The organism is Methylobacterium haplocladii, assembly GCF_007992175.1.
GTDB classification, from domain to species: Bacteria; Pseudomonadota; Alphaproteobacteria; order Rhizobiales; family Beijerinckiaceae; genus Methylobacterium; species Methylobacterium haplocladii.
Genome location: NZ_BJZT01000015.1, coordinates 84,339 through 104,704 on the forward strand (window position 1 = coordinate 84,339; position 20,366 = coordinate 104,704).

Annotated in this window: 16 protein-coding genes; 6 read left to right on the forward strand and 10 right to left on the reverse strand. The window is 67.7% G+C overall.

The genetic code is table 11. The annotated features are described in order from the left end of the window. Positions 1-39: 39 nt before the first annotated feature. Positions 40-1,014 carry an aliphatic sulfonate ABC transporter substrate-binding protein gene (locus MHA02_RS08565; protein WP_147078225.1) on the reverse strand — a complete coding sequence of 325 codons (975 nt, stop codon included), beginning with the start codon at positions 1,012-1,014 and terminating at the stop codon, positions 40-42. A gap of 196 nt (positions 1,015-1,210) precedes the next feature. Between MHA02_RS08565 and MHA02_RS08570 the strand changes: the two genes are divergently transcribed. Together MHA02_RS08570 and grpE are read left to right on the forward strand one after the other, a co-directional pair. Beyond that, positions 1,211-3,997, forward strand: a complete 2,787-nt coding sequence (locus MHA02_RS08570; protein WP_147078226.1) for a [protein-PII] uridylyltransferase — start codon at positions 1,211-1,213, stop codon at positions 3,995-3,997. Positions 3,998-4,088: 91 nt separating this feature from the next. Further along, positions 4,089-4,688: a nucleotide exchange factor GrpE gene (grpE, locus tag MHA02_RS08575; RefSeq protein WP_147078227.1), complete on the forward strand. Its 600-nt coding sequence runs from the start codon at positions 4,089-4,091 to the stop codon at positions 4,686-4,688. 115 nt (positions 4,689-4,803) lie between these two features. On the opposite strand, the gene MHA02_RS08580 is transcribed toward grpE, so the two are convergent. From MHA02_RS08580 to tesB, 4 genes are all read right to left on the reverse strand, one after another. Continuing rightward, positions 4,804-6,081: an outer membrane beta-barrel protein gene (locus MHA02_RS08580; protein ID WP_174804656.1), complete on the reverse strand. Its 1,278-nt coding sequence runs from the start codon at positions 6,079-6,081 to the stop codon at positions 4,804-4,806. Positions 6,082-6,439: 358 nt separating this feature from the next. Continuing rightward, entirely contained in the window at positions 6,440-7,936 is a 1,497-nt protein-coding gene (locus MHA02_RS08585) for an ammonium transporter (RefSeq protein WP_147078228.1), read from the reverse strand. Positions 7,937-8,025: 89 nt separating this feature from the next. After that, positions 8,026-8,364 (reverse strand): P-II family nitrogen regulator, encoded by a 339-nt coding sequence (locus tag MHA02_RS08590; RefSeq protein WP_147078229.1) that lies wholly within the window; start codon positions 8,362-8,364, stop codon positions 8,026-8,028. A 320-nt stretch (positions 8,365-8,684) separates the two neighbouring features. Continuing rightward, on the reverse strand, positions 8,685-9,560 hold the full coding sequence (gene tesB / locus MHA02_RS08595; RefSeq protein WP_147078230.1) for an acyl-CoA thioesterase II: 876 nt from the start codon (positions 9,558-9,560) through the stop codon (positions 8,685-8,687). Positions 9,561-9,974: 414 nt separating this feature from the next. On the opposite strand from tesB, the gene MHA02_RS08600 reads away from it, so the two are divergent. Next, positions 9,975-11,243, forward strand: a complete 1,269-nt coding sequence (locus tag MHA02_RS08600; RefSeq protein ID WP_147078231.1) for an FAD-dependent monooxygenase — start codon at positions 9,975-9,977, stop codon at positions 11,241-11,243. Between the two features lie 7 nt (positions 11,244-11,250). Here MHA02_RS08600 and MHA02_RS08605 read toward each other — a convergent pair whose 3' ends face one another. Further along, positions 11,251-11,976: a YggS family pyridoxal phosphate-dependent enzyme gene (locus tag MHA02_RS08605; RefSeq protein WP_147078232.1), complete on the reverse strand. Its 726-nt coding sequence runs from the start codon at positions 11,974-11,976 to the stop codon at positions 11,251-11,253. Positions 11,977-12,168: 192 nt separating this feature from the next. On the opposite strand from MHA02_RS08605, the gene MHA02_RS08610 reads away from it, so the two are divergent. The 3 genes from MHA02_RS08610 (at position 12,169) to MHA02_RS08620 (ending at position 16,172) form a co-directional block, all read left to right on the forward strand. Next, positions 12,169-14,994: a leucine--tRNA ligase gene (locus tag MHA02_RS08610; RefSeq protein ID WP_147078233.1), complete on the forward strand. Its 2,826-nt coding sequence runs from the start codon at positions 12,169-12,171 to the stop codon at positions 14,992-14,994. A gap of 121 nt (positions 14,995-15,115) precedes the next feature. Further along, the gene (gene lptE / locus MHA02_RS08615; RefSeq protein WP_147078234.1) at positions 15,116-15,679 is read left to right on the forward strand and encodes an LPS assembly lipoprotein LptE; all 564 of its coding nucleotides are present in this window, start codon (positions 15,116-15,118) and stop codon (positions 15,677-15,679) included. Positions 15,680-15,689: 10 nt separating this feature from the next. After that, a complete protein-coding gene (locus MHA02_RS08620; protein WP_147078235.1) occupies positions 15,690-16,172 on the forward strand; it encodes a YaiI/YqxD family protein in 483 nt (160 codons plus the stop codon). Between the two features lie 246 nt (positions 16,173-16,418). Here MHA02_RS08620 and MHA02_RS08625 read toward each other — a convergent pair whose 3' ends face one another. The 4 genes from MHA02_RS08625 to MHA02_RS08640 all read right to left on the reverse strand — a co-directional run bounded on the left by MHA02_RS08625 (position 16,419) and on the right by MHA02_RS08640 (position 20,317). After that, positions 16,419-17,669, reverse strand: a complete 1,251-nt coding sequence (locus tag MHA02_RS08625; protein ID WP_147078236.1) for an adenosylmethionine--8-amino-7-oxononanoate transaminase — start codon at positions 17,667-17,669, stop codon at positions 16,419-16,421. Between the two features lie 55 nt (positions 17,670-17,724). Further along, a complete protein-coding gene (locus tag MHA02_RS08630; RefSeq protein WP_147078237.1) occupies positions 17,725-18,129 on the reverse strand; it encodes a hypothetical protein in 405 nt (134 codons plus the stop codon). A 198-nt stretch (positions 18,130-18,327) separates the two neighbouring features. Further along, positions 18,328-19,077: a YebC/PmpR family DNA-binding transcriptional regulator gene (locus tag MHA02_RS08635; RefSeq protein ID WP_147078238.1), complete on the reverse strand. Its 750-nt coding sequence runs from the start codon at positions 19,075-19,077 to the stop codon at positions 18,328-18,330. A gap of 136 nt (positions 19,078-19,213) precedes the next feature. Further along, on the reverse strand, positions 19,214-20,317 hold the full coding sequence (locus MHA02_RS08640; RefSeq protein ID WP_238180265.1) for a GNAT family N-acetyltransferase: 1,104 nt from the start codon (positions 20,315-20,317) through the stop codon (positions 19,214-19,216). Positions 20,318-20,366 lie beyond the last annotated feature (49 nt).

Sequence of the window (20,366 nt, forward strand, 5' to 3'; positions counted from 1 at the left end):
CTCGGCAGCCAAGGCCCTGACCTGCAAAAGCGAAAAGACTCAGCGGGCCGGCGGCGGATTGAACTGCGGGTCGATCAGCCCGTCCACGGCGGCGGCGACGTCGGTAGCCGCCGGTATCACGCCGGCCTGCTGCAAGGCTATCCCGGCCGCGCGGATCGTGTCGGCCTGGGCCGGGCCGACGGTGGGCTTGGCCAAATCGGTGCGCTCCAGTTGGCGGGCGATCACCGGATCGGGCAGCTTCGTCGCCGCGACGAGGGCGGCCTTCAGGGCGTCGGGGTTGGCCAGGGAAAAGACGCGCGCCTGCTCGTAGGCCGCGATCACGGTCTTCACGAGGTCCGGATGCTCCTTGGCGAAGTCTTCGCGGACATCGAGGACGCCCCAGGTGTTGGCGGCCGGTTCACGGTGAAACAGCACGTCGTCGTTCTCGATCTCGGCCGCGGCCATCATCGGATCGAGCCCGGCCCAGGCGTCGACGTCGCCGCGGTCCAGCGCCGTGCGGCCGTCCGCGTGCTGCAGCAGGACGAGCTTGGCGTCCTTCTCCGTCAGGCCCGCCCCTTGGAGCGCCCGGATCAGGAAGATGTGCGGATCGGTGCCGCGGGTCACCGCGATGCGCTTGCCCTTGAGGTCGGCGACGGTGGCGATCCCGGCATCCTTGCGGGTGACGAGCGCGGTCCATTCCGGCCGCGAATAGGCGTAGACCACCTTGATCGGGTTGCCGTTGATGCGCGCGAGCAGCGCCGCCGCGCCGGCCGACGAGCCGAAATCGATGGCGCCGCCGTTGAGGAATTCCAGCGCCTTGTTGGAGCCGAGAGACTGCACCCAGCGCACCTTGATGCCCTGGGCCTTCAGCGCCTCTTCGAGAAAGCCCTTGTCCTTCAGGACGAGGCTCACCGGGTTGTAGGTCGCCCAATCGAGCCGGATCTCCTTGACGTCGGCCGCGCGGGGCGACGTCGGCATGCCGACGAGCGCCAGGGCGCCGGCCAGAGCCGAGAGGAGGATGCGGCGGTCGAGCATGGACGGGCTCCGGGGGGCGATCGTTGCGGTATCTCGGGACCGAGAAGGCGCAAGCGCTAGGTCAACCCCATTCATCGCGTCAAACGGAAATCCGAAGAACAGAACAATCCTCTCCCGCTTCACGCAACCGCAGGTGCGATGTTCCAACCATGCGCGCCCGCTGTCGCGCGGCCCGTAACATGCTAACGGGAATGCCATGTTCGACGCCGCGCCCGCTCTCGAGAAAGTCCTGGAATCGTTAGACCGGGACGCGCGGGAGCCGACCCGGTTGCGCGCGGCCCTGGTGCCCGAGCTGCGCAAGGTCATCGAAGCCGGCCACAAGGACGCGGAGCGCCAGCTCCTCAAGGATCGCAACGGCGTCGCCTGCGCCCAGCGCATCTCGCGGCTGACCGACCACGTCGTGAAGGCGATCTTCGACGCCGTGGTCTGGCGTCTTTACCCGAACGACAACCCCTCCACCGGCGAGCAGCTCGCCATCGTCGCCACCGGCGGCTACGGCCGGGGCACGATGGCGCCGGGCTCGGACATCGATCTGCTGTTCCTGCTGCCCTACAAGCAGACGGCGTGGTCGGAGAGCGTCGTCGAGGCGATGCTCTACGTGCTGTGGGACCTCAAGCTGAAGGTCGGCCACGCCACTCGCTCGGTCGAGGAATGCCTGCGCGAGGGCCGCGCGGACATGACGATCCGCACGGCGCTCCTCGAAGCGCGCTTCCTGTTCGGCTCGCGCACCCTGTTCGAGCAGCTGGTGACGCGCTTCGACGGCGAGCTCGTCATGGGCACCGCCGCCGAGTTCGTGGACGCGAAGCTGCGCGAGCGCGACGGCCGCGTCGCCAAGGCCGGGTCGTCCCGCTACCTCGTCGAGCCGAACGTCAAGGACGGCAAGGGCGGCCTGCGTGACCTCAACACGCTGTTCTGGATCGCGAAATACACCTACCGGGTCCGCGATCAGGCCGAGCTGGTGAATGCCGGCCTGTTCACGGCCGAGGAATACAGGCTGTTCGAGCGCTGCGACGAGTTCCTGTGGCGGGTGCGCTGCCACATGCATTTCGCCACCGGCCGCGCCGAGGAGCGCCTGTCCTTCGGGCTTCAGCCCAAGATCGCCGAGCGGTTCGGCTTCGGCGCGCGCGGCGGCCTCTCGGGCGTCGAGCGTTTCATGAAGGCGTATTTCCTGGTCGCCAAGGAGGTCGGCGACCTCACCGCGATCGTCTGCTCGGAGCTGGAGGCGCGCCACGCCAAGCGCACGCCGGTGCTCGACCGCTGGATCGGCCGCTTTCGCGACCGTTTCCGCGCCACGACGATCGAGGCCGAGGATTTCCGGATCGACAACGGACGAGTCAACACCCGCAACGAGGCGACCTTCGAGCGCGATCCGGTCAACCTGATCCGGCTGTTCTGGCTCGCGGACCGCCACAACCTGCCGATCCACCCGGATGCGGCCCGGCTCGCCAACCGCTCCCTGCGGCTCGTCAGCCAGGCAGTCCGGACCGACCCGGAAGCCAACCGGCTGTTTCTCGACATCCTGACCTCGAAGAACGCCCCCGAGACCATCCTGCGGCTGATGAACGAGGCGGGCGTGCTCGGCCGCTTCATCCCGGATTTCCGGCGCATCGTCGCGATGATGCAGTTCAACATGTACCACCACTTCACGGTGGACGAGCATCTCTTGCGCACGCTCGGCGTGCTCTCCGCGGTCGATAGCGGGCGGCTGGAGGAGGAGCATCCCCTCGCCTCCCGGCTGATCGGCACGATCCAGAACCGCCGGGCGCTGTTCGTCGCCGTGCTGCTGCACGACATCGCCAAGGGCCGACCGGAAGACCACTCCATCGCCGGCGCCGCCATCGCGAAGAAGCTCGGCCCGCGCTTCGGCCTGACCCAGGCCGAGACAGGCACCGTCTCGTGGCTCGTTGAGCATCATCTGCTGATGTCCATGGTGGCGCAGAGCCGCGACCTGTCCGATCCGAAGACCATCGAGAAATTCGCCGCCGTCGTGCAGAGCCTGGAGCGCCTGAAGCTCCTCACCATCCTCACCGTCGCCGACATCAAGGCGGTGGGTCCGGGCACCTGGACGGCCTGGAAGGGCACGCTGCTGCGTACGCTCTACGAGGAGACCGAGGTCTATCTCTCGGGCGGCCATTCCGAGTTCGCCCGCACCGATCGGGTCAGGCTGATTCAGATGGCGCTCCGCGAGCGCCTCTCCGACTGGAGCGCGGAAGACTTCGACGGCTACGCGGCCCGGCACAACCAGGCCTACTGGCTCAAGGTCGACGGCACTCGGCAGTTCAAGAATGCCGGCTTCCTGAAGGCCGTGACCGACGAGGGCCGCACCTCGGCCACCGCCTACGAGACCGACGTGTTTCGCGGTGTCACCGAACTGACGGTCTACTCGCCGGACCATCCGCGGTTGCTCGCCATCATAACCGGCGCCTGCGCGGCAGCCGGCGGCAACATCGTCGACGCGCAGATCTTCACCACCACCGACGGCTTCGCCCTCGACACGATCTTCATCTCCCGCGCCTTCGAGCGCGACGAGGACGAGATGCGCCGCGCCAAGCGCATCGCCACCGCCATCGAGAAGGCGCTCAAGGGCGAGATCAAGATCGCCGAGCTCGTCGCCGACAAGCACCCGAAGGAGTCGCCCAAGACCTTCCTGGTGCCGCCGGACCTCTCGATCGACAACGCCCTGTCGAGCCGCGAGACCGTGATCGAGATCACCGGCCTCGACCGGCCCGGCCTGCTCTACGAGCTGACCACCGCGATCAACCGGCTCGGCCTCAACATCGTCTCGGCCCATATCGCCACCTTCGGCGAGCGGGCAGTCGACGTGTTCTACGTGGTCGACCTCACCGGCACCCGGGTGATGCAGCCCGACCGCCTCGCCGCGATCCGCGTCGCTGTCATGGAGGTGTTTGCCGGAGACGTCGCCGCGCTCCGGGCCGAGGGGCTCGACGCCTTGGTCGACTCGCCGCCGCCGCGTGAGGCTTGAGGGTGGGCAGCTCGCGCAAAACTTGATTTCGAGCGCGCCCCGCCTGATATCAGCGCCGTTCCTGAACGATTGTTTCGACTGACGAACGGCGATGATGGCAGACCACGACGAGCACGAGGATCGGCGCAACGGAGCGGAGGCGTCGGAGGCCGAAGCGATACCGGCGGCGATCGACGCCGAGACGCTGGCGACCGCTCTGCGCGAGCGCGACGAGATGAAGGATCGCCTGCTGCGTACGCTCGCGGAGATGGAGAACCTGCGCCGCCGCACGGAGCGCGAGGTCGTCGACGCCCGCACCTACGCCGTCACCAACTTCGCCCGCGACATCCTCAACGCGGCCGACAACATCCGCCGCGCCCTCGAAAGCGTGCCGGCCGAGGCCCGCGAGACCGCCGAGGGAGCGTTCAAGGGCCTGATCGAAGGGATCGAGCTGACCGAGCGCGACCTCGCCAAGACCCTGGAGCGTCACGGCGTGAAGGTGGTGGAGCCCAAGGGCCAGCGCTTCGACCCCAACCGCCATCAGGCGATGTTCGAGGTGCCGGACACCCAGGTTCCCAACGGGACCGTCGTCCAAGTGATCCAGAGCGGCTACATCCTCGGCGACCGCACCCTGCGACCGGCCCTCGTCGGCGTCTCCAAGGGCGGCCCGAAGCCCGAGGCCGCCAAGGACAAACCCGCCGACGCCGCGTGATTCTCGTGTCGGATCGGCCTCGGTCGGAGGCCGTGGCGCACCATCCAGGCTGGGCGCGAAACGAAAAAGGCCCCGGATCGCTCCGGGGCCTTTCGTCGATCGTGATCGGAGTGGATCAGAAGGTGATGCCGGTCTCGATCATGTAGCGATCCTGCGTGGTGCGGTTGCCGGTGCGGCCGAAGCCCGTGCCGAGCGTGCCGGCGAGCAGGTTGCCGCGCTGGATGTCCTGCAGATCCACGTGCGAGTACTCGCCGCGGATGAAGAAGCGGTCGAAGGTGAAGGTCGGCGTGATCGTGTAGGAGATCGCCGAGCTGCCCGGGCCGTAGAGCAGGCTGGTCGTCGCGATCGGACCGAAGCGGTTGCCGTCCTGCGTGATGTACTCGAAGCGGCCGCCGAGCGAGAAGTTGTCGGTGAACGAGTAGGCCGCGAGCAGCGCGCCGCCGAAGGTCGAGGCGCCGCCGACGATGCCGAGCGACAGGTCGGGAGCGACTTCGGTGTACTGGACGTAGGGCGTGATGGTCCAGGGACCGTTGGCGTAGGTGTAGTTGACGCTGACGATGCTGCTGTTCTGGAAGGTGTTGAAGGTCGCGAACTGGAACTGCGAACCGCGGTTGCGGCTGTCGAACTTGCTGAAGCTCGTGCCGCCGTTGATGCCGATCGTGTTCGAGTCGTCGATCTTGTAGGTGACGAGACCGGTGATCCAGTTCAGCTCACCCGAGAAGAAGCCGTCGGTGACCGCCAGCGAAGCCGCCCACGGTCCGCTCGCATAGTTCACCTGGACGCCCTGGTTGATGATGTTTTCTTGGTTGAACAGCAGACCGCGCGAGATGTTGATGTTTTGGAACGTAAACGGCGCCTCGGAGCCGATGTTCGTGAACATCCGTCCGCCCTGGACCGAGAATTCCTCGTTGATCTGGTACTTGCCGAAAGCCACCGGCACCGGCCCGAACAGGAGGCTGTTCTGGTCGTAGGAGTAGTAGACCGGCAGGCCGAGCGACGGGATGGAGTAGAGGCCGGTCGCCACGAAGAACTGGAACGGGCCGTCCGCCTTCTGGACGAAGAGCAGCGCGTTGCTGACGTCGAGACGCGAGTTCTGGTCCGGATCGGTGTTGATCGGGGTCACCGCCGCATTGAACGGGTTGGAGAAGCTGTAGGCGTAGGCCGAGAAGGCGCCGCCGAGGTAGAGGTCGCCGATGGGCGAGGCCCAGCAGGACGAGGTCGCCGGGGCCTTGATGGTGGCGCCGTAAGCCGGCGTGGAGATCGCCGCCTTGCAATGCTCCTCGACCACGATCGGTGCAGCGGCCTTGGAAGGCAGATCGGCCGCGAAAGCGGAACCGGCGGCGAGCAGTGCAAGCGTCGCTACGGATCCCCGCAGCACCAGTTTGGAAGACATCGGTCGAGCCCCTTGTTTCTTGTATGGTCAAGGTTGCCGAAAGCGCCCTGCACCGCAAAAGGAAGATTCGAGCAATTGCCTATCGATTAGGCAAATCGGCTCCTGTCGTCGCGGTCCCCCGAAACTGTTGCCGTATCGCAACAATTTCGCTGCCTCACGGGCACGTCCGATCACGGTTTCGCGTGCGAAGTCTTTCATCAATTCTTGACCATTGCGCGAATTCGATCGCCGCGCCTGCGTATTCGTCCCGATTTCGAATCACCGCCGCCAATCGTCCAAGCGTAGATTCGCGACGCAAACGAAAAGACCCCGGCGCCGGGCGCCGGGGTCTTCCGTTCGAAGCGCTGCCGCGTTCGGATCAGTAGTTGTAGGCGCGCTCGCCGTGATCGGCGATGTCGAGACCTTCGCGCTCTTCGTCTTCCTTCACGCGCAGGCCGATCGTGAGATCGACGAGCTTGTAGAGGATGGCGGACCCGATGCCGGACCAGAGCAGGGTGAGGCCGACGGCCTCGGCCTGGATGATGAACTGGCCCATCATGTCGTAGGCGCCGACCACGAGCTCACCGGGCTTTGTGGTGTAGTCGGGGATGCCGACGCCGCCGAGCTTCGGGTCGACCAGGATGCCGGTCGCGAGGGCGCCGAGGATGCCGCCGACGCAGTGGACGCCGAAGACGTCCAGCGAGTCGTCGTAGCCGATGGCGTTCTTCACGGTGGAGCACATCACGAAGCAGACGCCGCCGGCGACGAAGCCGAGGACGATCGAGCCCATCGGGCCGGCGAAGCCCGAGGCCGGGGTGACGGCCACGAGGCCGGCGATGGCGCCCGAGAGCATGCCGAGGAGCGACGGCTTGCCCTTGGCGGCCCATTCCACGAACAGCCAAGACACGGCCGCGGCGCAGGTCGCGACGAAGGTGTTCAGCATGGCGAGGCCGGTGGTGCCGTTCGACTCGAGGTTGGAGCCGGCGTTGAAGCCGAACCAGCCGACCCAGAGCAGCGAGGCGCCGATCGTGGTCATGGTCAGCGAGTGCGGGGCGAGCAGGTCACGGCCGTAGCCGATGCGCTTGCCAAGCATCAGGCAGCCGACGAAGCCGGCGATGCCCGCGTTGATGTGAACGACCGTGCCGCCGGCGAAGTCGAGGGCGCCCTTCTTGAACAGGAAGCCCGCATCGGCATTGACCGCGTCGAGAGCCGCCTGTGCGCTGGCCTTGGTGGCGTCGTCGGTTGCGGCGGCCAGCGCCTTGGCGGCGTTGCCGACGGCGTCCGGGCCGCCCCAGTACCAGACCATGTGCGCCATCGGGAAGTAGATGAGCGTGACCCAGAGGACCATGAACACGATCAACGCGGAGAACTTCATCCGCTCGGCGAAGGCGCCGACGATGAGAGCCGGCGTGATCATCGCGAACGTCATCTGGAAGCAGATGTAGACGTATTCGGGGATCACGACGCCATTCGAGAAGGTGGCGACGGTCGAGTTCGGATCGACGCCCTTGAGGAAGGCCTTGGAGAAGCCGCCGATGAAGTCGTTGAGGCCGGCGCCGTTGGTGAAGGCGAGGCTGTAGCCGTAGAAAACCCACAGCAGGCCGACGATGCAGACGATGGCGAAGACCTGGGTCAGCACCGAGAGCATGTTCTTGGTGCGCACGAGGCCGCCGTAGAACAGGGCTAGGCCCGGCACGCTCATCATCAGCACGAGGGCGGCCGAGATCAGCATCCAGGCGGTATCGCCCTTGTTGGGGACGGGGGCCGGCGGCGCGGCGGCCGCGGCGACGGCATCCTGCGCGAGCGAAGGCTCGGCGAGGAGGAGGCCCATGGCGGCTCCTCCCAGTCCGAGCGCAAGGAAGTGACGGAGTTTCATGGAAACGGGGCTCCCGATCGCGATGCGATTCTGGTGGAAGGAGAAGGCGCGATAGTCCGGCCGGGCCGGATCGCCGATGATCTCAGGGACTAGAGGGCGTCCTGGTCGGTCTCGCCGGTGCGGATGCGGATCGCTTTCTCCAGCGGCAGGACGAAGATCTTGCCGTCGCCGATCTGGCCGGTGCGGGCGGCACCCGCGATGGTGTCGATGACGTTGGTGACGAGATCCGCGGCGACCGCGACCTCGATCTTGAGCTTCGGCAGGAAGCTGACGGCATATTCGGCGCCGCGGTAGATTTCGGTATGGCCCTTCTGGCGGCCGTATCCCTTGACCTCGGTCACGGTGAGGCCGTGCACGCCGATCCCCGTGAGGGCATCCCGGACCTCCTCCAACTTGAACGGCTTGATGATCGCCATCACGATTTTCATGGGCGGCGCCCCCTGGGTTCGCACGATGTGCCGCCGGTCGCCCTCTTCGTCACTGGGACGGCTTTAGGTCCGGCGGTTCCGCAGCGCTCGGAATGAGCCTGCGACCGCGCGCCATCATTCAAGGACTATGCCAGTCGGAACTTTTCGGCGGTTTGCCTGTCTGCCCAGAAACTGAGCCGGAGATGACTCCGCGGGAGGCACAGCAAACGCTCAAGCTGCATACCTTTTAGGCAATAAGTCGAAGGGTGCGGCAGATTTGGCCGGCGCCCGCTGTCGACACCGGCGAACGCCTAAGGATCCATCGATCCGCGTGCGCTGCCTCAGCGGTCCCGCGGCCGGATGAGCCCTTCCTGAGCGACGGAGGCGACGAGCCGTCCATCCCGCGAAAAAATCGCGCCGCGGGCGAAGCCGAGCGCGCCCGAGGCGCTGGGGCTGTCCTGGGCGTAGAGCAGCCATTCGTCGGCCTTCACCGGCCGGTGGAACCAGAGGGCGTGATCGAGGCTCGCCGACTGGATCTCGGGATCGAACACGGTGCACCCGTGGGCGATGAGCGTCGAATCGAGCAGCGTCATGTCGGACGCGTAAGCGAGCACGGCCCGGTGGATCGCCGGATCGTCGGGCAGGGTTTCGGCGGCGCGCATCCAGACATGAAAGCGCGGTGCGCGCGGCGCGCGGCTGCGATAGCGCTCGACCTCGACGGGCCTGAGTTGGATCGGCCATTTCTGCGTGAAGTAGGCGAATTTCAGCGGGGGCACGATGATGTCGTCCGTTTCGCGGCCCGCGGCGACGAAACTGCCCGCATCCGCCAGATCCTCCGGCGGCGGCACGTCCGGCATCGCCGTGGCGTGGTCGAAGCCGGCTTCCCCCGCGTGGAAGGAAACCGACATCGCGAAAATCGCGCGGCCGTGCTGGACCGCCTTGACCCGGCGGGTGGTGAAGCTGCCGCCGTCGCGGATGCGCTCGACCTCGTAGACGATCGGCACGCCCGGATCGCCGCCGAGCAGGAAATAGGCATGCAGCGAGTGCGGCGGCCGCGCCGTGTCAACCGTGCGCGAGGCCGCCACCAGCGCCTGCGCCACGACCTGCCCGCCGAAGACGCGCGGCCAGCCGTTCTTCTGGCAGGCTCCGCGAAACAGATCGGTCTCGAGACGTTCGAGATCGAGGATGTCGAGGAGTTCGCGGACGGCAGCTGTCATGGTCTCCCGGGGGCGGATGCGGGTCGGGATATAGCGCGGGGACGGCGCCCCTCGCCATGCCGCGCGTTCATGCCTGCGACGCTGGGCGGCCGAGAACCGGTTGACCGCAACCATGCTGCCATCACAAAACCTCCTCATGCTGAGGTGCTCGCGAAGCGAGCCTCGAAGCACGGCCGACGGTTCTGCAGATCTCGATGTCGCGACAGTGTGTCGATCTCGACTGAATGAGATTGCCATAGCCTTCGACGGGCGGCGTTTCTCCGTATCGGATAAGCCGCTGCCGTGCTTCGAGGCCCGCTGACGCGGGCACCTCAGCATGAGGGTCGTCGGGGCTTCCAGGACCGTGGTGCCGGGAGGTGTCCGCTTGGAGGCGCAAGCGCTCGACGTCGATCGCACAATCATCGGGGGAGCAGCATGAGCAGTGCGAACAAAAATCGCGCGGGCAGCCGCAGCCTGCTCGTCGCCGGTGCCGGCATCCCCGGCCTGAGCCTCGCGCTCGCCCTGAAGCAGGCGAACGGACCGGCACTCGAGGTCACGATCTGCGATCCCGGCCTGTCCGCCGGCGCCGCGCGCCATCGCGGCCGCGCCTTCGCCGTGGCGGCCGGCCCGCGCCGGATGTTCGAGCGACTCGGACTCTGGGAGCGGATCGCGCCGGCGGCGGAGCCCATCCGCGACATGGTCATCACCGACAGCCGCCTCGCCGACCCGGTGCGCCCGACATTCCTGACGTTCGCGCAGAGAAGCGCGGAGGACGAGAGCCGGGGCGAGCCGTTCGCCCACATGGTCGAGGCGGAGGCTTTCGTCGATGTGCTGCTGAGGGCGGGGGCGGAGACCGGGATCGGCTTCGAAGCGACGGGCATCACGACGGCTTTGCCGGAACGCGACCGCATCCGCGCGACGCTAGGGGACGGGCGCGACCTCGCCGCCTCCCTCCTTGTCGCGGCCGATGGCGGGCGCTCGCGCCTGCGCGAGGCCGCCGGCATCAGCTGGGTCGGCTGGTCCTACCCGCAATCGGGCATCGTCGCGACGATTGCGCATGAGCGCGATCACGAGGGCCGCGCCTACGAGCACTTCCTGCCGAGCGGCCCCTTCGCGATCCTGCCGCTGCCGGATCGCGACGGCCGGCACCGCTCCTCGATCGTCTGGACCGAGCGGCAGGCCGACGTGCCGGCGCTGCTGGGCGGCAGTGCCGACGAGACGCTGGCCGCGATCGAGCGGCGATTCGGACTGAGCCTCGGCCATATCGAACTGGAGGACGGCCCCAGCGCCCATCCGCTGAGCTTCGGCATCGCCCGCAGGTTCTGCGGCGACCGCCTCGCGCTGCTCGGCGACGCCGCCCACGTCATCCACCCGGTCGCTGGGCAGGGGCTCAATCTCGGCCTTTCGGACGCCGCTGCCCTGGCCGAGGCCATCACCGAGGCGCTGCGCCTCGGCACCGATCCCGGCGCGCCGGAGGTGCTGCGCGCCTATGAGCGCGCCCGCCGCTTCGACACCGTGGCGATGGCGGCCGCCACCGACGGCCTGAACCGGCTGTTTTCGAACGACGCCCTGCCGGTGCGCCTCGCCCGCGATTTCGGCCTCGGCCTCGTCGACCGCCTGCCCGGTCTCAAGCGCTTCTTCATCGGCGAGGCCTCGGCGATCCGCGGGGCGCAGCCGCGGTTGCTGCGCGGCGACGCGCTCTGACGGCGTCTCAAGCCTTCTTCGCCCGGGCTCCGAAAATCGCGGTGCCGACGCGGATATGCGTCGCACCCATCTGGATCGCGGCCGGGTAATCCGCACTCATGCCCATCGACAGGATCGGCAGGCGATGCTTGTCGGCGATGCGCGCCAGCAGCGCGAAATGCGGCGAGGGCGGATCGTCGAAGGGCGGAATGCACATCAGGCCCTGCACGACGAGGCCGTGCGTGTCGCGACACTCGGCGAGCAGCGTATCGACGGCGTCGGGCGCGACTCCCGCCTTCTGCTCCTCGCCGCCGGTGTTGACCTGAATCAGCAGCCGCGGCTGCCGGCCCGTCCGCTCGCTCTCCTTACTGATCGCCGCGGCGAGCGAGAGCCGGTCGAGAGAGTGGATCACATCGAACAGCTCGACGGCTTCCCGCGCCTTGTTCGATTGCAGCGGGCCGACGAAGTGCAGCTCGACGTCCGGAAACCGCTCGCGCAGCGCCGGCCACTTCGCCTTCGCCTCCTGCACGTAGTTCTCGCCGAAGAGACGCTGGCCCGCCTCCAGCGCCGGAAGGATCACCTCGGCCGGCGCCGTCTTCGAGATCGCGACGAGGTGGATGTCTTGCGGATCCCGCTCGCTGTCCTCGGCGGCCCCCGCGATCAGCGCGCGCACCTCGGCAAGGCCCGCCGCGACGTCGGCCTCGCCAAGCGGCGGCTTGTCCTCGGGCACTGTGGGAGTCCAGGGGTCCGTCATCGGGTCTCGGTTATCTTCCGTAGGGGCTCGGAGCGCAGCCGCCCGCCTTACCTTCCCGGAACGCGGGCCGGCAGCCCTCGGCTCCGCGCGACTGCACGAAAGTCGGAGAGAGCCGATGCGTTGACGCCCCGCGCCGGGGATATGCTAGTGCCGCCCCTCGCTTTCCTTCGGACTTCGCGGCGTTCTCGGCCCATGACCAGCACCCCCAGCCACGACCGCGCCATCGAGCGCTACAACGCCAAGGATGCCGAGCCGCGCTGGCAGCAGGCCTGGGACGCGGCGCGCCTGTTCGAGACGCGAAACGACGATCCACGCCCGAAATACTACGTGCTCGAGATGTTTCCCTACCCGTCGGGGCGCATCCATGTCGGGCACGTGCGCAACTACGCGATGGGCGACGTGGTGGCGCGCTACAAGCGGGCACGCGGCTTCAACGTGCTGCACCCGATGGGCTGGGACGCCTTCGGCCTGCCGGCCGAGAACGCGGCCATGGAGCGGAAGGTCAATCCGCGCGAGTGGACCTACGCCAACATCGCGACGATGAAGAAGCAGCTGCAGTCGATGGGCCTGTCCCTCGACTGGAGCCGCGAGATCGCCACCTGCGACCCCGACTACTATCGCCACCAGCAGCGCCTGTTCCTCGATTTCCTCGACAAGGGCCTCGTCACCCGCCGCACGGCGAAGGTGAACTGGGACCCGGTCGACCACACCGTGCTCGCCAACGAACAGGTCATCGACGGGCGCGGCTGGCGCTCGGGCGCGCTGGTGGAACAGCGCGAGCTGACCCAGTGGTTCTTTCGGATTTCCGATTTCGCAGAGGATCTGTTGAGCGCGCTCGACGGGCTCGATCGCTGGCCGGAAAAAGTCCGGGTCATGCAGAAGAACTGGATCGGCCGCTCGGAGGGGCTGGAGGTCCGGTTTTCGCTGACGTCCGCCCCTGCGGGTGTGGACGACGCCGTGACCGTGTTCACGACCCGTCCCGACACGCTGTTCGGCGCCCGCTTCCTCGCCATCGCTGCCGATCATCCCCTCGCCGCGACGCTCGCGGCGGACCGGCCCGACCTGCAGATCTTCATCGAGGAATGCCGGCGTCTCGGTACGGCGCAGGCCGCGATCGATACGGCCGAAAAACTCGGCTTCGATACCGGCCTCACCGTGCGCCACCCGCTCGACGCGTCTTGGACCCTGCCGGTCTACGTCGCGAATTTCGTGCTGATGGAATACGGCACCGGCGCGGTCTTCGGCTGCCCGGCGCACGACCAGCGCGATCTTGACTTCGCAATTAAATATGACCTGGGTGTCACTGAAGTCTATCGCCCGGCACCAGCACAAGACCCAACGCCAGAAATATTCGAAAAGCTGAAGGAGTCTTTTGAGAAGAATCCCCATGTTAGTCTAAGCTACATTGATAAATATGGGTATTTGAACGAGGATTATATCGACTTCTTTCGTATTACGTCGCGCGCATTCGAGATTGGAGGCAATGAGAAATATACAACTGATAATTCTTTAACGAAAGAGATAGAAGAATTCGGACAACTTAAGGAGGATTTCATCCGGATTCTTCAGAAAGTGAAGGAGCATGAGCGGGACGGAGAATTTCTATACACAAATCCAATCCCCGGGTGCCCGCGCTACGTGACAAGCATCAAAGAAGCAATCGAAGCAGCCATTAGTGAATGCGAAAATCGAAAGGTAGGAAAACGAAAGATTCAGTTCCGGCTGCGCGACTGGGGCGTCTCTCGGCAGCGCTACTGGGGCTGCCCGATCCCGATCATCCATTGCGATGCCTGCGGCCCGGTGCCGGTCCCCGTCGCCGACCTGCCCGTGAAGCTGCCCGACGACGTCTCGTTCGACGTGCCCGGCAACCCGCTGGAGCGCGACCATGCCTGGCGCAACGTGCCCTGCCCGCGCTGCGGCGCTGCGGCCCGGCGCGAGACCGACACCATGGACACCTTCGTCGATTCGTCCTGGTACTACGCCCGCTTCACCGCGCCCTGGTTGCAGGACGCCCCGACCGACCGGGGCGCGGTCGATCACTGGCTCGCCGTCGACCAGTATATCGGCGGCGTCGAGCACGCGATCCTGCACCTGCTCTACTCGCGCTTCTTCATGCGGGCGATGCGCGAGACCGGCTGGTCCGGCGTCTCCGAGCCGTTCGCCGGGTTGTTCACGCAGGGCATGGTCGTCCACGAGACCTACAAGGATGCGGCGGGCGCCTGGGTGCCCCCGGCCGAGATCCGCCTCGACAACGAGGGAGGCACACGCCGGGCGTTTCACGTGGGCACGGGGGCCGAGATCGCCATCGGCCCCATCGAGAAGATGTCGAAGTCGAAGAAGAACGTCGTCGACCCCGACGATATTATCGCGAGCTACGGCGCCGACACCGCCCGCTGGTTCGTGCTCTCCGACTCGCCGCCCGAGCGCGACGTGATCTGGACCGAGGAGGGCGTGCAGGGCGCCGCCCGCTTCGTCCAGCGCATCTGGCGCCTCGTGAACCTCGCAGCGGTCACCGACGGCCAGACCCGAGCCGCCGACGCGCCGCTCCGCAAGGCGGCTCATAAGGCGCTGGCGTCCGTCGAAGAGGATGTCGAGCGCCTGCGCTTCAACCGCTGCGTCGCCCATGTCTACACCCTGGCCAACGCCCTCGACGAGGCGCTCCGCACGGGCGCCACCCGCACGATCGCGGGCGAAGCGGCCGGCATCCTGGTGCAGCTGATCGCACCGATGATGCCGCATCTCGCCGAAGAATGCTGGCAGGCGCTAGGCCGCGACGGGCTCGTCGCCGACGCCCCCTGGCCGCAGGTCGAGCGGGCGCTCTTGGTCGAAGACGAGATCACCCTGCCGGTGCAAATCAACGGCCGCAAGCGCGCCGACGTCACCGTGCCGAGCGGTGCCGACAAGGCCGTCGTCGAGGCTGCCGTGCTTGCCGACGAGGCCGTTCTGCGTGCTCTCGAAGGACGGTCTCCGAAGAAGGTGATCGTCGTGCCGGGGCGGATCGTGAACCTCGTGGTGTGAAGCCGCCGCTTCACCCCACTCTCGCCGCAGACGAAGCGTAAACCCCGCCGTGGCAGGCTGATGACCGGACGCGGCGCTTGCCGTACAAGCTTGAGCATACGAGTCGGGGCGACCACGGGCGATGATGCGGTTCGGGACACGAGAGGCGGCCTTCCGCACGGCGCGGCTCGCTCTGGCAGCCGGCCTCGCGCTGAACGTCTCCGCCTGTTTCCGCCCGCTCTACGGACCGACCGCTTCCGGCGAGTCGATGCAGGTGGCCCTCGCCTCGGTGCAGATCGACGACGTCATCATGGCGCAGGACCAGGATCGCCTCGGGCACTACCTGCGCAGCGAGCTGATCTTCGGCCTCGACGGATCGGGCCAGAACGCGACGCCGAAGCGCTATCGGCTGAAGCTGCGCGGCAGCGAGTCGGTCACCACGCCGATCGTGTCCTCGACCACGGCGCGGGCGGAGGCCGGGACCATCATCGGCACCGTCAGCTTCTCGCTGGAGAACCTCGACGGCACCAAGATCGTCACCGAGGGCGTCGCCACCTCGACCGCGACCTACGACCGCTCGACCCAGCGCTTCGCCTCGCTGCGGGCGGCCCGCGATGCCGAGATTCGCCTCGCCAAGGTGCTGGCCGATCAGATCAAGACCCGCATCGCCTCCGTGCTCGCGGTGATCAAGCCCTCGGGCTCCTGAGCCACCGACCATGGGCGATCCGAACCGGCCCGACGCGATCACGCTCTACGTCGACGCGGATGCCTGCCCGGTGAAGGACGAGACGTTTCGCGTGGCGGCCCGCTACGGGCTGCACGTCTACGTCGTCGCCAACAGCTTCATGAACCTGCCGCGCGAGCCCTGGATCGAGCGCGTCGTCGTCAGCGACGGGTTCGACGCGGCCGACGACTGGATCGCCGAGCGGGCGAACGCCGCCTCCGTCGTCGTCACCAACGACGTGCCGCTGGCGAGCCGCTGCGTGAAGGCAGGCGCGGTCGCCATCGCCCCGAACGGCAAGGCCTTCACGGATTCCTCCGTCGGCATGGCGCTGGCGACCCGCAACCTGATGCAGGACCTGCGCGAGGCCGGCGCGATCACCGGCGGCCCGAAGCCGTTCTCGCCGAAGGATCGCTCGGCGTTTCTCGGAGCCCTCGACCGGGCCATCGTCCGGCTACGGCGAGAGCGGGGGCTGTAGGGCCGCACCGCGGCGCGGATTGGCCGACGCCAGAGTACGAATCCGAGCGGGCCTCCGGCGAGGATCCCTCTCGGACCGTCTTCGGTTGATGCGTCCGGGCCATCCTCCGCAAAATGCCAAGCGGTCATTGCGAGCGCAGCGAAGCAATCCAGGGCCAACGCCCTGCCGTCGGCGTGTTGGCCCTGGATTGCTTCGCTGCGCTCGCAATGACGAAGGATCGTTCGAGGTGACCAACCGGAACCGGCATCACGCCGCGGCCGCAGCGACCTCGCAGACCGCCGCGATCAGCTCTTCGAGATCCCCCTCCGAAATCGTCAGCGCCGGGGTGAGATAGACGATGTCGCCAAAGGGCCGAACCCAGACGCCGCGCGCGATGAAGCGCTGCTTGAGCGCCGCCAGATCCGGTGCCTTTTCGAATTGCACGACGCCGATTGCGCCCAGCACCCGGACATCCGCGATCCCCTGCTTACTTCGCACAGGCGCCAAGCCTGCGGTGAGCGATCTGCCGATAGCGCCGGCCTGAACGAGCCGCGGCTCCACTTCGAAAAGGTCGAGGCTGGCGTTGGCGGCGGCGCAGGCCAGCGGGTTCGCCATGAAGGTCGGGCCGTGCATCAGGGCATGGGCCGGATCGTCGGACCAGAACTGCGAAAAAATCTCGGTGGTGGCGATGGTGGCGGCGAGGGCCAGGGTGCCGCCGGTGAGCGCCTTCGACAGGCAGAGGATGTCGGGCGTTACACCGGCCTGCTCACAGGCGAACAGCGAGCCCGTACGGCCGAAGCCCGTAAAGATCTCGTCGGCGATGAGGGGAAGGCCGTGGCGGCGGCTGAGTTTTTCGATCGTCGCAAGCACCTCGGGCGGATGCATCAGCATGCCGCCGGCGCCCTGGACCAGCGGCTCGACGATCACCGCTGCGAGCTCGTGCCGATGGGCGACGAGTGCCGCATCGAGATCGGCTTCGAGGGCGGCCGTGCGCGGCAGTTCACAGAACACCTGGGACGGCAGGTAGGCGCCGAAGCGGCGATGCATGCCCTCGTCGGGGTCGCAGGCCGACATCGCGCCCATCGTGTCGCCATGGTAGCCGCCGCGGAAGGCGAGGACGCGGGTCCGGCCGGTGATGCCTCGGTTCAGCCAGAGCTGCACGGCCATCTTCAGGGCGACCTCGACGGCGACCGAACCGGAATCGGTGAAGAAGACGTGGTTCAGCGCGCCCGGCAGCAGGGCGGCGAGACGCGCGGCCAGTCGTTCCGCCGGCGCATGCGTCAGGCCGCCGAACATCACGTGCGGCATCCGCCCGAGCTGGTCGGCGACCGCATCGCGGATATGGGGATGGTTGTAGCCGTGGACTGCCGTCCACCACGAGGCGATGCCGTCGATCAGCTCACGGCCGTCACCGAGCGTGATCCGGCTGCCGGAGGTCGCCACCGCTTCGAGCGGGGCGGCGGCGTGCTTCATCTGGGTATAGGGCCGCCAGAGGTGATCGCCGCGCCGGTCTGTCATGTCGACGGGATGCGGGCGCTCGGCGGCCGGGGTCAAGTCCGGCCGCGAGAGCGGTTCAGCGGCGCGGCTCCAGCGGCCGTCCGCTGCGGCGCTCGATCACCACGGTCGGACGGGTCCGGCGCTCGACGACCACGGTGCGCGGTGCGCGGCTCGGCGAGCCCGGGCTCATGACCCGGTCCGGCATCCGCTCGAAGGCGCGGTCGAGCATCCGCTCCGAGAAACGCTCTTTCGGCCGCTCCTGCCGTGCCTTGGCGGCGGCGACGACATGCGGGCGGACCTCGTCGAGCGCCAGACCGATCAGACCGGCCGCGATCTCGACCTGCTGCTCGACATCGTCGGCGAGGTCCTGCGCAGCCGCGACCGCCTCGACCAGGGTCGGCGGCTCCTTGCGCACCCGGATGGGCGGCAGGTCGGCGAAGTTCTTCGAGGTCTTCTTCACGGCACGACTCGCAGAGGTCATCGCCCGAAACTAGGCGCTTCCATACGCTTTGTGCACCGCACCAAATGGAGAAAGAGCCATCCACAGGATGCATGCCGTCATACGGACGACACCGGCGGCAGGATGACCCTGCAGACGTTTCGGTTCCAGAACATTCTTTAGGCAGACGCCGCGATCTCCGGCACCGAACTGCGTCACAATGACACAGTCCTATCGAGCCTACTGGTCCGCGAGGCGGGCCATCAGCTCCGGCGACAGCGCGAAGTTCACGAAGACGTTCTGCACGTCGTCCTGGTCCTCGATGACCTCGACGAGGCGGAGCAGCTTCTCGCCGGTCTCGTCGTCGACATCGATGGTGTTCTGGGCCTTCCAGATCAGTGCGGTGCGGCGCGGCTCGCCGAAGCGGGCCTCCAGCGCCTTCGAGACCTCGCCGTAGGCGGTCTGCTCGCAGACGATCTCGTGGCCATCCTCCGACGAGCGGACGTCGTCGGCGCCGGCCTCGATCGCGGCTTCCAGCACGGCGTCGGCATCGCCGACCTCGGGCGCGAATTCGACCAGCCCGACATGGTCGAACATGAAGGCCACCGCACCGGTCTCGGCGAGGCTGCCGCCGGACTTGGTGAAGGCCGAGCGCACGTCGCTCGCCGTGCGGTTGCGATTGTCGGTCTGCGCCTCGACGATCAGCGCGGCACCGCCGGGGCCGTAGCCCTCGTAGCGGATCTCCTCGTAGTTCTCGCCGTCGGCGCCGCTGGCCTTCTTGATGGCGCGTTCGATGTTGTCCTTCGGCACGTTCTCGGCACGCGCCGCGACGATGGCCGCGCGCAGGCGGGCGTTCATCGCAGGGTCGGGCATGCCGAGCTTGGCCGCGACCGTGATCTCGCGGGCGAGCTTTCCGAACAGCTTGGAGCGGACCGCGTCGACGCGACCCTTCCGGTGCATGATGTTCTTGAACTGGGAATGCCCGGCCATGGCGTGACCTTCTTCTTTTGCTTGATCGGCGGAGGGCTCCCGAGAGTGGGATCCTCGACGCCTGACGTTCTACGGAATGGGGCTGCGTTATAGGACCGGCTCGCGCGCGGTGGCAACGCGGTTGATGACGAGGGCCTCAGCCGCGCTTCAGCAGCCGCCTGGCCTCGGCCTTCGCCCGGCGCTCGAAGCGGGCGAGCGCCACGCGCCGATCGATCGACAACCGCCCCTCCCCGCCGGGCGGGACCGCGATGATCTCCGCCACCGTCTCGCGCTCGCGGTAGAGGCTCTCCAGGGCCGAGCCGGCGCGTGTGGCCGAATCCAGTCGCTCGGCGAAGGCGGCCTCGTGAAAGGCGCGGACGATCTCGGCTTCCAGCACGAGGCCGGGCGCGAGGGCGCGCTCGCGCTCGTCGTAGGCGGTCTTGAGGAGACAGGCCGTGCCGCCCGCGATCAATGCGAGGCTGACGGCGAGGGGGCGACCGTCGAGGCTCAGCGTGTCGGCCCGCACGGTCACCGGACCCGATGCCTCGGCGAACAGGGCGTGCGCCAGGGCGAGTGTCCTGGGGCGGCAAGCCATGGCCGTACCGGCGTCGCCCTTCCAGCCGGCCGATTCCAGCGCCAGGAAATCCTCGACGGCCGAGACGAGGGCATCGCCCTCGGTCGCGGTGACGCATTCGATCGCGCCCGCTTCGGCGAGCCGGCGCCGGCGGCGGCGCAGGTCCTTGAGCCGGCTTTTGTAGGGATGGTCCTCCAGAAAGGCGTCGTGGCTCGGGCGACGGTCGAGGACCGGGCGCTCGAAGCTGTCGACGATGCCGGTCGTCCAGCCGGCATCACGCAGCGCGGCGAGCAAGGCTCGGCCGACAGGACTCGAGATCGACAGAAGCGGCCAGCGCCAGGCTCGTCCGTTGGAAGCCTCGGCGAGGCCCGCGACCAGGATCGCCAGCGTCTCGGCGAAGACTTCGCCCGCCACCAACGGCGCGCTCGACGGCATGAACGGCGAGAGGACGGGCTGCGCCACCGCGGTCCCGAGGCCTGTGATGTCGAGGCCACTGCGGAACGGCAGGATCGCATCGAGCCGGTCGGCCGTGCGGACGATGACGAAGGCGCAGTCGTCGCGGAGCAGTCCGGCCCGTCGGTGCGCCTCGACGACGTGCCGGGTGAAATGCGGATGAGGTTCGACCGCGCGCGCGACGAGATCGTCCCAGGCCTGCGGCTCGGCCCTCAGCGCAGCGAGATCGACGATCGCGACCGAGTGACGGACCCGACGCTCGCCCGTCTGGGCTTCGACCCGG

Excerpts from the sequence above, each read along its gene's own strand:
- MHA02_RS08565 (WP_147078225.1), bottom strand. The coding sequence starts at position 1,014 with ATGCTCGACCGCCGCATCCTCCTCTCGGCTCTGGCCGGCGCCCTGGCG.
- MHA02_RS08570 (WP_147078226.1), top strand. The coding sequence starts at position 1,211 with ATGTTCGACGCCGCGCCCGCTCTCGAGAAAGTCCTGGAATCGTTAGAC.
- grpE (WP_147078227.1), top strand. The coding sequence starts at position 4,089 with ATGATGGCAGACCACGACGAGCACGAGGATCGGCGCAACGGAGCGGAG.
- MHA02_RS08580 (WP_174804656.1), bottom strand. The coding sequence starts at position 6,081 with ATGTCTTCCAAACTGGTGCTGCGGGGATCCGTAGCGACGCTTGCACTG.
- MHA02_RS08585 (WP_147078228.1), bottom strand. The coding sequence starts at position 7,936 with ATGAAACTCCGTCACTTCCTTGCGCTCGGACTGGGAGGAGCCGCCATG.
- MHA02_RS08590 (WP_147078229.1), bottom strand. The coding sequence starts at position 8,364 with ATGAAAATCGTGATGGCGATCATCAAGCCGTTCAAGTTGGAGGAGGTC.
- tesB (WP_147078230.1), bottom strand. The coding sequence starts at position 9,560 with ATGACAGCTGCCGTCCGCGAACTCCTCGACATCCTCGATCTCGAACGT.
- MHA02_RS08600 (WP_147078231.1), top strand. The coding sequence starts at position 9,975 with ATGAGCAGTGCGAACAAAAATCGCGCGGGCAGCCGCAGCCTGCTCGTC.
- MHA02_RS08605 (WP_147078232.1), bottom strand. The coding sequence starts at position 11,976 with ATGACGGACCCCTGGACTCCCACAGTGCCCGAGGACAAGCCGCCGCTT.
- MHA02_RS08610 (WP_147078233.1), top strand. The coding sequence starts at position 12,169 with ATGACCAGCACCCCCAGCCACGACCGCGCCATCGAGCGCTACAACGCC.
- lptE (WP_147078234.1), top strand. The coding sequence starts at position 15,116 with ATGATGCGGTTCGGGACACGAGAGGCGGCCTTCCGCACGGCGCGGCTC.
- MHA02_RS08620 (WP_147078235.1), top strand. The coding sequence starts at position 15,690 with ATGGGCGATCCGAACCGGCCCGACGCGATCACGCTCTACGTCGACGCG.
- MHA02_RS08625 (WP_147078236.1), bottom strand. The coding sequence starts at position 17,669 with ATGACAGACCGGCGCGGCGATCACCTCTGGCGGCCCTATACCCAGATG.
- MHA02_RS08630 (WP_147078237.1), bottom strand. The coding sequence starts at position 18,129 with ATGACCTCTGCGAGTCGTGCCGTGAAGAAGACCTCGAAGAACTTCGCC.
- MHA02_RS08635 (WP_147078238.1), bottom strand. The coding sequence starts at position 19,077 with ATGGCCGGGCATTCCCAGTTCAAGAACATCATGCACCGGAAGGGTCGC.